Genomic DNA, 14,040 nt, shown 5'->3' on the forward strand with positions numbered 1-14,040 from the left:
TGCGAGGTGGCGACAGAACTTGGGGGCGGAGTGCAGCCGGACAGTGGCCTGGGTGTTGGTCTCAGCCCGAGGGAGGCAGCCGCCCTCCTGTTGGACAAGATTCGTCAGGGCAACGGCTACGCCCGCGGCAAGAAGAAGAGGTTCAGTCGAAGTGCCGCCGTCACCAAGGTGGCGACGCTTGTTCTGTCCGCTGCGTCCACCGTCATCCTGGGCCTACAGAACCTCAACGCGTGGGCTGGTCTGGCCTTGGCGTGTGTGGCGCTGGTGACGCTGCTGGGAGCCGTCGAACCGTTCTTCAACTGGCGCTCCCGGTGGGTTCTGATGGAGGAAGCGCAGTACCGGTTCCAGCGGCTTGCCGAGGACCTCGAATACCTCGTGGCATCGACGTCCGCCGACGACCTCACGTTCGATCAACTGAACGACATCTTTGATCAGTATCAGGCGATCTGGGGCGACCTGAGCCGCACATGGCTGGAGCATCGTCGAGAACCCGCGCTGTCGACCAACTCCTAGAAGTGATCGGCTGAAGTTCAGACGGGGCGCATCGAACGCGTCGGGCCGCGTGCAGCCGCATCACCCGGCGATCGGCGTTCTTTGCTACCCGAGTCAAGGCACGCGGCTGCGATACCGCTCCGCCGGGCGGGCTTCCAGGCTCCGCTCGCGGCGCCGCTCCTGCCTTCGGCCCGCTCCGCCCCCGCTGCGCCGACGCCTGCCCCTGCAAGACGGGATGGGACCGCTCTCCATCGTCATGCTCGACACGGACGTCTTGGCCGTCAACGTGGGCTGGCGCGCGGGAGTTCGGGCGTGTGGTGGGCTGAACACCGAGTCTGCTTGCGGGAATCGGATCGCCATCAACGGGGTTGGTGGGGGACGAGCCGTTATTGGAGGGGTCATGCGAGCGATTCAGGTGTACGAAGTGGGCGGTCCCGAGGTGCTGCAGGAGGCCGAGGTTGACCAGCCGCGGCCGGGTCCGGGCGAGGCGGTCGTGGAGGTCGCCGCATCCGGGGTCAACTTCCTCGACGTCTACCACCGCGAAGGCCGGTACAGCCTCCCGTTGCCCTTCACCCCGGGCGCTGAGGGCGCCGGCACGGTCGTCGACGTCGGACCCGGCGTCGCTGACGTCGCGGTCGGGGACCGGGTCGGTTGGGTGGAGATTCCCGGCACGTATGCCGAGCGGGCCGTCGTGGACTCCTCTCGGCTGGTGCCGCTGCCCGACGACATCGGCTTCGAGACAGCCGCCGCCGTGCTCCTCCAAGGCATGACCGCGCACTATCTCGTCAAGGACGCCTACCCGGTCCAGGCGGGCGACACGGTGCTCGTGCATGCGGCTGCTGGTGGCATGGGGCTGCTTTTGACCCAGCTCATCACCCATCTCGGCGGCAGGGTGATCGGCACGACGTCGACCACGGCGAAGGCCGAGCTGGCGAAGCGTGCCGGGGCCGCCGAGGTGATCCTTTCCTCCGCAGTCGACGATCTCGCGGCCGAGGTGAGGCGGCTCAACGGCGGTCAGGGACTGCCGGTTGTCTTCGACGGCGTCGGCGCGCACACCTTCGATGCGAGCCTCGCCAGCCTGCGAACCCGCGGCCATCTCGTGCTCTTCGGGGCGGCGAGTGGCGCCGTGCCTCCGTTTGATCCGATTCGGCTCGCCCATGGCGGTTCGCTGACCCTGATCCGGCCCAGCCTCGGGGACTTCATCGCCGATCGGTCCGAACTGCTCCGACGGGCCGCCGATGTGTTCGAGTGGGTGCGCTCCAAGGCGCTTGAGGTCACCGTAACGGGCCGCTACGCATTGTCCGAGGCCGCCCAGGCCCACAGCGATCTGGAGGCTCGGCGTACCACCGGCAAGCTGCTCGTCATACCCGATGCGGCCGCTATCGGACGCCACGATGAGACGCAGAGCTGATCGCGGGTGACGAGGTCGGGGATCTCGGAGACGGAGATGTCGAGGCAGGGCCGACCGTCATCGCCAAGATCCCCGAGAGCGTCAGGCACTCAGCAGGCAGGTCAACTGTCCCGTTCCGGGCACGACCGTGCTGGCTCCGGTCGAGAAGGCGGGCGGGTGGGCAAAGGCCAGGCAGGATGTCAGCTTCGCGGGCTACCTTGGTGACCGCCCGGCGGGTTGCCAAGCTGCCGAAGGATACGGCTGCTCGCGGTCAATGACGGAGCCAGCCGTCGCATGCCGGATACGTGCCGGAGCGAACGGTCACCCCAGGTCACTGCAGGACCGTTACGGCGTCCACAGCTTGTGACGCCCTTTCGCAGTACATAGAGCGACTGCTGCCATGACGGATCAGCTTCGGGTGCCAGGCATGCGAAGCAGATGTCGGCGGTTCGAAACCGCCCGTGCCCGCCGGGGCTCAGGCCCCTCGCCGGCCATTGACATTGATACTTGAACGTGTTCAAGATGAGGCTCGCCGCTTCCTTGCGGCGTCGCTACGGGCATGTGAGAGACACGAGAGCAGGGTCGTATGGCTGCCGGCCGGCATCAGCGGATTCGACGCGCATTCAGCGGTGTCGCGTTGGGGTGCGCGGTGACGTTTCTCCTGGCCTCCTGCTCCGACTACCCGGTCGAGGTCGACTCCGTCGAGCAGCTGACGGGGGTGTGGTCGGACTTCGCCGGGAGGACGGTCGAGTTCAAGGATGACGGCACGTTCACGGCCGAAGGCCTGGACAAGGCGGATGTCGGCTCCGACTGCGCCGGGATCGCCGACCGGCAACAGGGAACCGTTTCCCTTTCCGGATCGTCTGACGAGGTCACCTTCGACGGCGTGGAATGCGAGGGCATGAAACTCGCCTTCTACGGTTCCCCCAGCTCCTTCGTGTTCTGCTTCACCCAGGACATGACGTCCGGGGGGTGCGCAGGCGAATTCAGCCGGAAGGAAGGTGCTCCCGCTGCGCCGAGCGCTTCGGGTGCCGCTCCGAGGGCTCCTGGTCGCGGGCCGACTGGTTGATTGCTTGCGGTGCGGTGAGTGCGTGGCTCATCGTCCGGGCGGGGGCCATGCGCCGAACCACTGCTCCGCCCCGTACTCCTCGAAGCGGTCCACCTCGGTGAAGCCCAGCGTGGCCGCGAGGCGCATCGCGCGGAGGTTGGCGGTCTGGGTGGTGAGGACGACCGGCTCGCCGGGGAGCGTCTCGGCGAACCATGTGAGTGCTGCCGTGCATGCCTCTACTGCGTAGCCGTTGCCCCAGGCGCTGGGAAGGAGCATGTAGCCGAGTTCCGCCTCCCCGGCCTCCGGGCGGACGTGACCCCGGCGCTCCGCTGCGCGCGGGTCGAGCGTGATCACGCCGATCATCGCTCCATCGCGCTCGATCACGAAGAGGCCCGGGCGCCGCCCGGGTATCTCGGGCATCCCGCCTTCGAGATCGGCACGGGGGCGGGCGCCACCGATGTAGGTGCCCACTTCCGGCGACGAGAACAGCTCGATGAACCCCTCACGGTCCCGGGCCTCGGACGCGCGGAGTACCAGCCGTTCCGTCGTGATCGGCGCGGGAGGCCAGGAGTTGGGGCCGAGTTCGGTCATGACGGTCAACGTACCCCAGGAGTCCGTGGGGAGGGCGGGGCGTGGTGGGCGTGGGGCGCAGGTGCCGGTCCGCCGAACTCCTTCGGCGCCTCGTCCTAGGCTTCCGGCCATGGTGATCGCATCCGTCCGTGACTCCGATGGCGTCGGGCGCGGCGTGGTCGCGCCAGAAGTTCGCCCACGTCTGGTTTCGCTGCGGGTTCGTGAAGTAGACCAGCGGAAAGCACGGGTTCGGTCCCAGCGGGAATCCGTCGGAGAAGGGCACCCCTTTCGATGTGTATCGCGTTGAGGATTTTCTGGGAATTCGGGAGGGGAAGTGGGGCAGTGGGAGGGGTGCGGGGATAGGAGGGGAGGGGGATGGGCTGCGGGTCGGGACCCCGGGCCCCGGGGCCCGGAGCGGCTATGGGCGCGCCGCTTCGAGCGGGAGCTGTCGCGGTCGGGCCCGCGGCTGGGCAGGGGGACTCAGGGCGCCAGGGATGCGTAGCAGCAGAGATGCGGAGCGGCAGGGATGCAGAGACCTGTGGCTCGGGGGCGTGGGCAATGCGGGCAACGGGGGCCGTCCGGATTGCGGTGCCGGTCCGGAATGCTATACGGCGTTTCGTCGGATTACGTCTCGACGTTCCGTCGGTAATCGGTCGGGCCCTCTGTCGAATGCGGCGGATTTGTGAAGTCGGTTACCGGGTCCTCAGGTTATCGCGAAATCGGTGTCAGCTATCCGCAAAATCATGGACCCCTCAGGACGGTCGTACCTACGGTTCAGCTGCTCGTCACAACGCCTGGCGGCGACGGACGTCCTTCAGCTGATTCGGGCCTTTCGCCGCCCTGTAGCGAAAGAGGGATTACATGGGCAGGTCCACGTTCACCCGCATGGCCATGGCCGGCGTGTTCGCCGCCGCAGTGATCGTCACGTCGGCGGGACCGGCCTCGGCCGTGTCCGACAAGACCATCTATCTGCCGAACGGCCGCGGCTACATGAAGTTCATCGACGACGGCGACGTCTTCGAGATCTGTGACACCAAGGCGGACGGCCATGGCGTCAAGGGGGTGCTGAAGAAGCAGTACCTCACCGGCAACATCTCCACGATATTCACCGAGGAAGACGGCGGTGACTCGGGTTGCGACAAGCACCCGTACAACATCGGGAACGACGGCTGGTACCAGATGGAGCTCACCTGGAACGGCGGTGGCGGTCTCGTCGAGTCCGGGTGGTTCAACGAGTAGGAGAGCGGGTCGGGTTCGGTCGCTCCCGCTGCTTGTTCTTCGGGGGTCCCCCGCCGACGTGGGTTGTCGGCGTGGGGCCCCCGGTGCGTCCCGGGAGGGCCGGATGCGGGTCGAGAGGTGGGTATCCGGCGGTTCCGGACGTGCGGCCGGCGGGTGCCCGGACGGTCGCCTTGACGTGCTCACGTGGCGGGGGATGTACTCCAGCGCATGGAAGACGTGGGGGACGCACCCGAAGTCGGGGCGCAGAGTGGTGAAATGACGCCGCAGGCCTATCTCGACGGGCGGCTCGCGCAGTACCAGGAGTGGTACGACTGCAAGGCCACCAAGATGAAGGCGATGCACCTGCGGATGCGGACCGTTTCGGTGGTCGGCGGTGCGCTCGTGCCCGTGCTCGTGAATCTGGACATGGGGTTCGCGCGGATCACCGCCACCGTCCTCAGCCTCGTCGTGGTCGCCTCCGTCTCCCTGGAGAGCGTCTACCGCTATCGCGAGCAGTGGAAGAACTACCGGTCCACCGAGCAGTTGCTCGGGCACGAGCGCGTGTACTTCGCCGCCCGCGTCGGGCCGTACCACGGTCTTTCCGACCGGGACTCGTTCACCACGCTCGTCGCGCGCGTGGAGAAGGCCATCGCGAGCGAGAACTCCGCCACGCTCAACGTCATGACCCTCGGCGGACAGGTCAGCGCCGAACTCCAGCAGTACGGGCTGCCCGCGCAGCGGGTGCCGGCCGGGGCCGGGGACGGGGAGAAGACGGGGGAGGGGGACGGGGGCGGGAAGGCCTCGGCGTCCTCCTAGGGTCCGACCATGAGCCGTTCGCTTCGTGTCACCGTGCTCGGGTCCGCCACCCCGTATCCCGCCGCCGGCAACCCCTGTTCCGGGTACCTCGTCGAGGGCGGCGGCGTCCGCGTCTGGGTCGATGCCGGCAGCGGCACCCTCGGGGAGCTGCGCCGGTACGTCGGGCTCGACGAGCTCGACGCCGTGTGGATCTCGCATCTGCACGCCGATCACTCGGCCGATCTGCTCACCGCCTATTACGGGTTGCTCTACGCCGACGTCCGACGCGATGCCCCGCTCCCGCTGTTCGGGCCGCCCGGTATCGCGGACCGGCTCGCCGGCTTCCTGACCAACGGGCCGACTCGCAGCCCGATCGAGAGCGCTTTCGACGTCGTCGAATTGTTCGACGGGCATCGCGTGCGGGTCGGAGGGCTGACGCTGCTCAGCCGCCGGGTCGAGCACGGGGGGCTCGACGCCTTCGGGCTTCGCATCGACGGGAGCGAAGCGGCCGATGCGAGGGATGCGAGGGTTGCGAGCGATGCGCTGGATGTTTGCGCTGCGAATTCCGGGGGCGCCGGGAGCGCCCGGGGTGCCTGGGGTGCCTGGGGTGCCGGGAGCGAGGGGGACGACGGAAGCGACGATCGCGATGCTAGCGACGGGCGCGACGGGCGCGACGGGCGCGGCTGTCGCGGTGGGGATGCCATGGGAGAACGTGGCGACGGGGCGCCGGGGGATGGAGTAGGTGCCGAGGGCGATCCGGTCTCGCTCGTCTACTCCGGCGACAGCGCCCCTTGTTTCTCCCTCGTCGAACTCGCCCTCGGCTGCCAGCTGTTCCTCTGCGAGGCCGACGGCGCGGGGGACGGGCACCACTCGCCCGAGGAGGCCGGCCGGACCGCCGCCGAAGCCGGGGTCGGACGGCTGCTGGTGACCCATGTCGGGCCCCCGATCGACCCCGAGGAGGCCGTCCGGCGGGCGGCGACCGTCTTCGACGGGCCCGTCGAGTACGCCGGGCCCGGGCGGACGTTCACCGTCACGCGTCGAAGTCGTACTCGAGAACGTACGACGACGAGTCCAGCGTCATCTCGTTGAGCTCCACCGGAACGCCCGCCTCGGTCAGGGCCGTTCGCGCGATCAGGATCACCGGCGTGCCGAAACCCAGGTCCAGGCGCGTGGATTCCTCCGCCGTCGGCATCCGGCAGCGGATCTCCTCGCGGAAGTGGACCGGCCGGTGGCCCAGCTCCGTCAGCCGGGCGTAGGTGCCGCCGGGGCCCGTGTCCGGCTCCGTGATGGACGTGCCCCTGGCGAGGCGGGCCGGCAGGTACGAGACCGAGAGCAGCACCGGCTTCTCGTCCAGCACGAAGCGCCGACTGCGCACGCAGACCGGGTCGTCCGGTGCCGCCAGGTCCAGTACCCGGGCCACCCGTGGTCCCGCCGGTGCCGCTGCGGTCACCTCGATCTGGTCCACGACGAGGGCACGGTCCTCGATGTCCGCCGACCAGACCGAACGCCCGTTGCCCCAATGGTCCCGGGCGAGCCGCGGGATGCCGCGGCGGCGCAGCGGACGGAACGAGCGCACGAACACCCCGGCCCCCTTGCGGGCCTCGGCGAGGCCCTCGTTGCGCAGGACGGACAGGGCCTGGCGGGCGGTCATTCGGGCCACGTCGTACGTGGACATCAGATCGTTCTCGCCGGGGAGCCGCTCGCCCGGCGCGAAGTCGCCCGACTGGATCGCGGTTCTCAACTCGTCGGCGATGCGCTGGTACTTGGGCCGACGACCGCTTTCCTGGTCAGTCATGGGTGGACCACTCCCTTCCGTCTGCGGGACACCCTACGGCGCGCTTCTCGGCGGTCGTGCACACGTGTGCGCCGTCCTGCGTCGCCGATCCATCCTTCGGGGGACATCTCTAGAGATGCGTTGACAGAGGGGGGTCACGCGGCTTCTCTGGGTGTATCTATCTGATCTCTGCGTAAACGGAACGGAGGGATACGTGCAGCCGAAGCCCGAGGTAGGTGACCTCGTCCGCGACACCACCACCGGACGGGTCGGCTTCTACGTCGACAGCGTCGCCGGCCGCTTCCTGATCCGGCCCGTCCACGGCGGCTGCGAGTGGGAGGCGGACCCCTCCGACGTCCAGCTCGCCACACCCCTGCACGAGCTGCGCGCCCGCGCGGCCGAGATCAACGCCCGCAGTCGGCGGAGTCTCGGGCCCTGATCGGTTCTCGGTCCGGCAGGCCGTCGGGGTTCTCGGGCCGGCAGGCCGTCGGGGTTCTCGGTCCGGCCGGCCGTGGGGGCTCCCGGTCCGGCCGCGCCGTCGGGGTCCTCGATCCGGCAGGCCCTCGGGCATCCGGCGTCGGACGCCGGGTTCCGGTTCGGGTGCCGGATGCCGGCTGCGGGTCAGGGTTCCGGTTGGGGTGCCGGATACCGGGTCCCGGGTGCTGCCGGGCTTGCGGCTTCCGAGCCGCTCGGTGCTCGCCGCCCGCCCGCCGAGGTGTGGGGCGGTGGCGTTGTCAGTGGGGCGCGTCACACTTGAAGCATGTGCCGCAGCATCAAGACCCTTCGACCGCCCGTCCTGCCCCACGAGGCCACCGAGGACGACGTCCACGCCGCAGCCTTGCAGTTCGTCCGCAAGGTCTCCGGTTTCCGCGCGCCCGCCGCACACAACCGGGAGGTGTTCGACCGGGCCGTGGACGAGATCACGGAGGCCACCGCACGGCTCCTCGGGGGGCTGGAGATCCGTGGGGCCCACCCGGTCAGGACGCCGGAGCCGGAGCCGCAGCCGGACGCCGTATGACATAGGCCGCCAGGGTCCCCGCCAGGAAGAGCGCCAGGACGGGTACGCAGGCGCCGAGCCAGGTCGCGCCCAGCCAGCGGCCGCCGAGCCAGCCGAGGCCCACGCCGTACGTCGCCCAGACCGCGGCCGCGAGCACCGACCACGGCAGGAAGTCGCGCAGTCGGCGGCCGGTCGCGCCCGCTCCCAGTGAGACCACCGAGCGGCCGGCGGGAGCGAAGCGGGCCAGGACGACGAGCAGGCCGCCGCCCCGGGCCAGTGTCTCGCCGAGACGTTCCTGCGCCACGGTCAGGCGGCGCGAGCGGGCCACGAAGCGGCCGATCCGGGTGCCTCCCCGCCGCGCCAGCTGATACGCGGCGAGGTCGCCGAGCGCCGAGGCCGTGGCCGCGCAGAGCAGGAGCGGGATCAGGGAGGGGGCGTACGCGGCGGCCGAGCCGGCCGCACCGGCCGAGGCTGTCAGAGACGTGCTCGCGGCGGAGGCCGCCGTCGCGGCCGTCACCACCAGGATGCCGCTCGGCAGCACCGGCAGGAGGACGTCGAGAAGGATCGACGTCGTCACCGCCGCGTAGATCCACGGGCCCGCGGTCAGCGACTGCAGTGACCACCCCGTGCCGTCGAGCACGTTCACAGCGCCAGAGCCTACGCGGGGGCCGCCGCCGGAACGCCGACCGGGGCCGGAAACCGCGGCTTCGCGGTCTCCGGCCCCGGCGCGTGACTCAGGCGGTGACCGCCGAGGGCTTCTCCTCCGACCGCTCGCCGGCGCCGGAAGCCGTCGCGCCGCGCGCGCCGAACAGTCCGTCGAGCCCCAGCGCGCCGGAGCCGGTGAAGACCAGCAGGAGGAAGGCCCAGCAGAACATGGCCGCCCCCTCGCCGCTGTTCTGCAGCGGGAAGAGCGCCTGCGGCTGGTGGACGTCGAAGTACGCGTACGCCATCGAGCCGGAGGCTATGAACGCCGCGCCGCGCGTGCCCAGGCCCACCAGGACCAGGGCGCCCGCGACGAGCTGGATGACGGCCGCGTACCAGCCGGGCCAGGTGCCGCTCGGGAGGGTGGCACCGCTGCCGCCGGCGCCGCCGAGCACCCCGAAGAGGGAGGCGGCGCCGTGGCAGAGGAAGAGCAGGCCGACCACGATCCGGAAGAGGCCGAGCGCGTAGGGCTGGGCTTGATTCAGGCGGCTCGCAAGCGAGTTCATGAGGGGAGGGACTCCTTCGGTCTGGCCGGGCGGTACTCCCGGACCGGGGGACGGGAACCGATGAGGCCCACAGGTTAGGCACCCCTCACTATTACTTGCAAGTTCAACATTCGGCTGTTTGTCGCCGCTCATTTCCAGCCGCCGGTTTCCGGCTGTCCGGCCTTCTCGGGGTCGCGCCCTGCTCAGCAGCCGTTGAGGATCGACTGCAGGGCGCTCTTCTCGGCGGAGTCGACGGTGAGGTGGTAGTAGTACTTGACCTGCACCCACATCCGGGCGTAGGTGCAGCGGTACGAGGTGAGCGAGGGCAGCCACTCGGCCGGGTCCTGGTCGCCCTTGGCCTGGTTGACGTTGTCGGTGACCGCGATGAGCTGCGGGCGGGTCAGGTCGTTGGCGAAGCCCTGTCGCTGGGCGGTCGTCCAGGAGTTGGCGCCCGAGCGCCAGGCCTCGGCGAGCGGGACGACGTGGTCGATGTCGAGGTCGGAGGCGACGGTCCAGGTGGCGCCGTCGTACGCCGAGTACCAACTGCCGCTCACCGAGGCGCAGCTGGAGTCAGTGACGACGTTCACGCCGTCGCGCTTGAGGACCACCTCGCGGGTGTTGCAGGTGCCGGACTGGGTGATCCAGTGGGGGAAGAGGTCCCGGCTGTAGCCGGTGGAGGAACCTTCCGCCTTCACGGTCAGGGCGGCGAGATAGGTGCGGGCGGTGGCGGCGCTCACCGGGGTGGGCGGGGCGGCCTGCGCGGCCGGGGCGGTGGCGAGGAGGCCGGTGACGGTCAGGGCGGCGGAGGCGGCGAGGACGGCTATTCGACGCGCGTAGACACCTGCGACGGACATGTGAACTCCCTTGATGTGGGGGGACCTTGGCCGTTGCCGACACCCCGGGGCGCGGCCCCGGGTGCCGGGCGGCCCGGTCATCGTGGTGGCGCCAGGTTTCCTCGGGGGGTGCGCCAGGTAACAGAGTGGCGACATGGGCACGTCACATCAAGGGGTCTGAACGTGAAGGAGTGCGTGAGGGGGTGACGGGGCGTCAGGGCACCGTAGGTCGGAAGGGGGCCGGGTCGGAAGGGGTCCGGGTCGGAAGGCACCAGGTCGGAAGGCGCCATAGGTCGGAAGGGGTCTGGGCCGGAAGGCGTCGTGGGTCGGCAGGGGTCGTGGGCCTGGAGGGGGCGTGGGCCGGAGGGGCGGGGGGGCGTGGGCCGGAGGGGCCGGTGGCGGGTGCGGGATCGGCGGGCGCGGTGAGCGTCGGGTGAGTCGGCTGGCCCGGGGTTCGGGCTCTGTGGAGGTCTCGGGCGGCCCGGTGGCCTCCGGACGCCTGGCTTCGCGCGGCCCGGCGGGTTCAGGCGGCCCACGCCCTGGGGGCTCAGTTGACCCGATGGGGTCGCGCGGCCCGGCGCGTTCGGGTCCGAGGGCCCGGGCCGCCGGGGCCGCCGGGGCCAGGGCGACCCGGGAGGCGGGGCCAGGGCGGCCCGGGGGGCGGGGCGCCGGTGGGTGAGGTCCGCCGGGTCCCGGGTGCGGGCCGGGCGGGGAGCTGGAGGAGCGGCGCAAGACGCTCCTCGACGCACCGGAAGCCAGGTGCGGCCCGGTGGGGGAGGGTCCGGCGGGATCCCGTCGGTCGTGCCGGGCGTGGTCGGTGGGGCGCCTCTAGGGTGGGCGCGTGCTTCTGGACGTGAACGCGACCTTCGGGGCGGTGCTCGCCGTCCTGCTCGCCCTCGCCGCCGGAGTGGTCGCGTGGGCCCGTCTCGGCCGGGCCCGCGACACGTTGGTCGCCGGAGCCCGCGCTGCCGTCCAGCTCGTCGCCGTCTCGCTCGTCATCGGCTGGGTCGTCCGCGCGGTGCCGCTGCTGATCTGCTTCCTGCTGCTGATGTACGCCGTGGCCGTACGGACCGCGGGCCGGCGGGTGGTCCCGGCGCCCGGCCGCGCCTGGCCGTGGGTCGCCGTACCCATCGCCGCCGGGGTGGTCCCGGTCGTCACGGCGCTCCTGCTCACCGGCATCGTCCCGCTGCGCGGCATCGCGCTCGTCCCCGTCACCGGCATCCTCATCGGGGGCGCGCTCACCGCCACCGTCCTCGGTGGGCGGCGCGCGCTCGACGAGCTCGCGAACCGGAAGGGGGAGGTGGAGGCAGGGCTCGCGATCGGCCTCCTGGAGCGGGAGGCGCGCCTGGAGGTGGCGCGCGAGGCCGCGTCGGACGCCCTGCTGCCGGGCATGGACCAGACCCGGACGGTCGGGCTCGTCACCCTTCCGGGTGCGTTCGTCGGCATGCTCCTCGGCGGCGCGTCCCCCCTGCAGGCGGGCGCGGCGCAGCTCTTCGTGCTGGTCGCGCTGCTGCTCGTGCAGGCGGTGGCGGTCGCCGTCACCCTGGAACTGGTCGCCCGCGGACGCCTCGTCCGCGTGGAGCGCGGAGCCGGGGTTACGCCGCGGCGGAGGCCGCGAAGGTCAGGATGACCGTGCCGTCCGCGCCCGGCTCGACCCGCAGCTCGGTCAGGTCCCGTACATGGACGTCCGGACCGAACGCGGCCGCCCGCGGGCCCACGCCGACCACGCGCATCCCGGCCGCGCGACCCGCCTGGATGCCGGCCTCGGAGTCCTCGAACACCACGCAGTCGCCGGGCGCGTAGCCCAGCTCCGCCGCGCCCTTCAGGAAGCCCTCCGGGTCCGGCTTGCTCGCGCTCACGCCCTCCGCGGTGACCCGCGACTCCGGCATCGGCAGTCCCGCCGCGCCCATCCGCGCCTGCGCCAGGGCCTCGTCGGCCGAGGTCACCAGGGCGTGCGGCAGTCGCGCCAGCGAGGCGAGGAACGCGGGCGCCCCCGGCACCGGCACGACCCCGTCGAGGTCGGCGGTCTCCTCGGCGAGCATGACCCGGTTGTCGGCGTGGTTCTCCTCCATCGGGCGGTCCGGCAGCAGGACGGCCATCGTGGCGTACCCCTGGCGTCCGTGCACCACCTTCAGGGCCTCGACGGGATCGAGGCCGTGCCGCTCCGCCCAGCGCCGCCAGCAGCGCTCCACCACGGCGTCGGAGTTGACGAGCGTGCCGTCCATGTCGAGCAGGAGGGCGCGGGCGGTGAGCGACGCCGGGGTGGTGGCGGTCATCGGGGATCTCCAGGAGGGGTGTCGGAGATGGGGTGGGGCGACACGACGTGTACGAAGCGGTCCCGCTCGCCGGTCAGGGGGTGCGAGCGGGGCCACTTTGTTCCTCCACGATACAAAACGAGCGGCCCACCGCCAAACCCGTCCGCATGGCGGGCGCCGCAGCACCCGGCCCGCGGCCGTCCGGCACGCCCCCGTCGCCTCAGCCCCAGCCGCCGTCCCCGCTGCCGCTGTCGGTACCGTCCGTCTCCGCCTCCAGGGCCTGTCGCGTGGCCGGGCCGTAGACGCCCGCGGGATCCCCGGCGATGTATTTGTACGACTGGTAGACCTCGACGGCGTGCGCGACCTTCCGCGAGAACGAGCCGTTGATCGGGCCGTTGTAGAGCCACAGCTCCCGCAGGCGCCTCTGCAGCTCCTCCACCTCCGGGCCCGACGAGCCGAGGCTCAGGGTCGTCCTCTCCGGGGGCCGCGTGGTCTCCGTCGGGGCGATGGCACTCGGGCCCGTCGGCTGGGCGGCGGCCGTCGTGGTGGGGGCCGCGGGGGTGCTCGCGGAAGAGGGGGCGCGGGTACCCGCCGGGGAAGGGTACGACGACCTCGGGGCCCGCGAAGGCGTCGCCGACACCGAGGGGGAGGAGGGGGGCGTGGTCGGCGCCTCGGAGACGGCGACGTTCTCAGAGGCGCTCGTGGTGACCTCGGGGACACCGGCCCGGTCGTCGGCCTCGTCGCCGCCTCCGATCAGGGTGGCGGCGAGGGCGGCGGTGCCGACCACGGCCGCGGCGACGACGCCCGCGATCACGGCCCCCCGGCCACGGCCCCGCCCCCGCCCCTGTCCCCCGGGGATGTACGCGATCGTGTGCGCGGGGTCGTCGCCGTACGCCCCGCCGGCCTCGTCCGCGTACCCGGCCCCGCCCCGGGCCTCGTCCGCGTACCCGGCCTCGGCCTCGTACGCGCCGCCGGCCACGGCCCCGGCCTCGTACGCCGTCTCGGATCCGTACGCCCCTCGGGTCCCGTACGCGCCGCCGGCCCCGTGCGCCGTCTCGGTCCCGTACGCGCCGCCGGCCATGGCGGTGGTCCCGTACGCGGCATCCGCTCCGAACGCGCCGTCGGGGTCGGCCCCGGCCTCGTACGGCATCCCCTCGGCGTACGCCGTCGCCGGGGCGGTCGTCCCGGGCAGCAGCAGGGACATCGTCGCCGGTCCCTCGTCCGGACCAGCGGCCTGAGGACCGCTCCGGAGAGGACCGCCCCCACCGAGACCGCCCGCCTCCGAACCTCCGGCCTGGGACCCCCCGATCGGCGACTTCGGCGTCGGCTCGGGGTTCGGCACCGGCAACGGCACCGGCACCGGCATCGGCATCGCCGTCGCCGTCGGTGCCGACGCCGCGGGAGCCGGGGCGCGCGGGGGCACCTCCGGCGGGAGCGGCCCGGCCGGCGGGCCGACGGCCACCGGCGGCAGCACGGTCGTA

The 14,040-nt window shown here is 71.7% G+C and carries 16 protein-coding genes; 9 read left to right on the top strand and 7 right to left on the bottom strand.

Annotated elements, in window-relative coordinates; translation table 11 throughout:
* Positions 1–90 precede the first annotated feature (90 nt).
* The 3 genes from ACIRQF_RS23150 to ACIRQF_RS23160 all read left to right on the top strand — a co-directional run bounded on the left by ACIRQF_RS23150 (position 91) and on the right by ACIRQF_RS23160 (position 2,951).
* Positions 91–513, top strand: a complete 423-nt coding sequence (locus ACIRQF_RS23150) for a DUF4231 domain-containing protein (protein ID WP_404094630.1) — start codon at positions 91–93, stop codon at positions 511–513.
* Between the two features lie 379 nt (positions 514–892).
* The gene (locus tag ACIRQF_RS23155) at positions 893–1,903 is read left to right on the top strand and encodes a quinone oxidoreductase family protein (protein WP_404094633.1); all 1,011 of its coding nucleotides are present in this window, start codon (positions 893–895) and stop codon (positions 1,901–1,903) included.
* A gap of 628 nt (positions 1,904–2,531) precedes the next feature.
* Positions 2,532–2,951 carry a hypothetical protein gene (locus ACIRQF_RS23160; protein ID WP_404094635.1) on the top strand — a complete coding sequence of 140 codons (420 nt, stop codon included), beginning with the start codon at positions 2,532–2,534 and terminating at the stop codon, positions 2,949–2,951.
* Positions 2,952–2,978: 27 nt separating this feature from the next.
* Here ACIRQF_RS23160 and ACIRQF_RS23165 read toward each other — a convergent pair whose 3' ends face one another.
* Positions 2,979–3,521, bottom strand: coding sequence for a GNAT family N-acetyltransferase (locus tag ACIRQF_RS23165; protein ID WP_404094638.1), 543 nt, complete (start codon positions 3,519–3,521; stop codon positions 2,979–2,981).
* Positions 3,522–4,361: 840 nt separating this feature from the next.
* Between ACIRQF_RS23165 and ACIRQF_RS23170 the strand changes: the two genes are divergently transcribed.
* From ACIRQF_RS23170 to ACIRQF_RS23180, 3 genes are all read left to right on the top strand, one after another.
* A complete protein-coding gene (locus ACIRQF_RS23170) occupies positions 4,362–4,739 on the top strand; it encodes a hypothetical protein (protein ID WP_376637329.1) in 378 nt (125 codons plus the stop codon).
* Between the two features lie 255 nt (positions 4,740–4,994).
* The gene (locus ACIRQF_RS23175; protein WP_403530449.1) at positions 4,995–5,534 is read left to right on the top strand and encodes a DUF4231 domain-containing protein; all 540 of its coding nucleotides are present in this window, start codon (positions 4,995–4,997) and stop codon (positions 5,532–5,534) included.
* 33 nt (positions 5,535–5,567) lie between these two features.
* The gene (locus ACIRQF_RS23180; RefSeq protein ID WP_404094641.1) at positions 5,568–6,602 is read left to right on the top strand and encodes an MBL fold metallo-hydrolase; all 1,035 of its coding nucleotides are present in this window, start codon (positions 5,568–5,570) and stop codon (positions 6,600–6,602) included.
* Here ACIRQF_RS23180 and ACIRQF_RS23185 read toward each other — a convergent pair.
* Complete coding sequence (locus ACIRQF_RS23185; protein WP_403530452.1) at positions 6,544–7,308, bottom strand: GntR family transcriptional regulator; 765 nt, start codon at positions 7,306–7,308, stop codon at positions 6,544–6,546. The genes ACIRQF_RS23180 and ACIRQF_RS23185 overlap by 59 nt on opposite strands.
* Before the next feature lie 193 nt (positions 7,309–7,501).
* Between ACIRQF_RS23185 and ACIRQF_RS23190 the strand changes: the two genes are divergently transcribed.
* Positions 7,502–7,726 carry a hypothetical protein gene (locus ACIRQF_RS23190; protein ID WP_376637326.1) on the top strand — a complete coding sequence of 75 codons (225 nt, stop codon included), beginning with the start codon at positions 7,502–7,504 and terminating at the stop codon, positions 7,724–7,726.
* Between the two features lie 321 nt (positions 7,727–8,047).
* Positions 8,048–8,305: a DUF2277 domain-containing protein gene (locus ACIRQF_RS23195; protein ID WP_376637325.1), complete on the top strand. Its 258-nt coding sequence runs from the start codon at positions 8,048–8,050 to the stop codon at positions 8,303–8,305.
* Here the strand turns inward: ACIRQF_RS23195 and ACIRQF_RS23200 are convergent.
* The 3 genes from ACIRQF_RS23200 to ACIRQF_RS23210 form a co-directional block, all read right to left on the bottom strand.
* Positions 8,265–8,930: a DedA family protein gene (locus tag ACIRQF_RS23200; protein ID WP_376637324.1), complete on the bottom strand. Its 666-nt coding sequence runs from the start codon at positions 8,928–8,930 to the stop codon at positions 8,265–8,267. The genes ACIRQF_RS23195 and ACIRQF_RS23200 overlap by 41 nt on opposite strands.
* An 88-nt stretch (positions 8,931–9,018) precedes the next feature.
* Complete coding sequence (locus tag ACIRQF_RS23205; RefSeq protein ID WP_376637323.1) at positions 9,019–9,492, bottom strand: DoxX family protein; 474 nt, start codon at positions 9,490–9,492, stop codon at positions 9,019–9,021.
* Between the two features lie 182 nt (positions 9,493–9,674).
* Complete coding sequence (locus ACIRQF_RS23210) at positions 9,675–10,325, bottom strand: HNH endonuclease family protein (RefSeq protein ID WP_376637322.1); 651 nt, start codon at positions 10,323–10,325, stop codon at positions 9,675–9,677.
* A gap of 820 nt (positions 10,326–11,145) precedes the next feature.
* Between ACIRQF_RS23210 and ACIRQF_RS23215 the strand changes: the two genes are divergently transcribed.
* Complete coding sequence (locus ACIRQF_RS23215) at positions 11,146–11,934, top strand: ABC transporter permease (protein WP_404094646.1); 789 nt, start codon at positions 11,146–11,148, stop codon at positions 11,932–11,934.
* Here the strand turns inward: ACIRQF_RS23215 and ACIRQF_RS23220 are convergent.
* Positions 11,900–12,580 (bottom strand): HAD family hydrolase, encoded by a 681-nt coding sequence (locus ACIRQF_RS23220; protein ID WP_376637320.1) that lies wholly within the window; start codon positions 12,578–12,580, stop codon positions 11,900–11,902. The two genes, ACIRQF_RS23215 and ACIRQF_RS23220, sit on opposite strands and share 35 nt — an antisense overlap.
* Positions 12,581–12,779: 199 nt before the next feature.
* Entirely contained in the window at positions 12,780–13,763 is a 984-nt protein-coding gene (locus ACIRQF_RS23225) for a peptidoglycan-binding domain-containing protein (protein WP_404094649.1), read from the bottom strand.
* Between the last annotated feature and the right edge of the window lie 277 nt (positions 13,764–14,040).

Origin of the sequence: Streptomyces sp. NPDC101191 (genome assembly GCF_044767915.1) — a bacterium.
Lineage (GTDB): Bacteria > Actinomycetota > Actinomycetes > Streptomycetales > Streptomycetaceae > Streptomyces.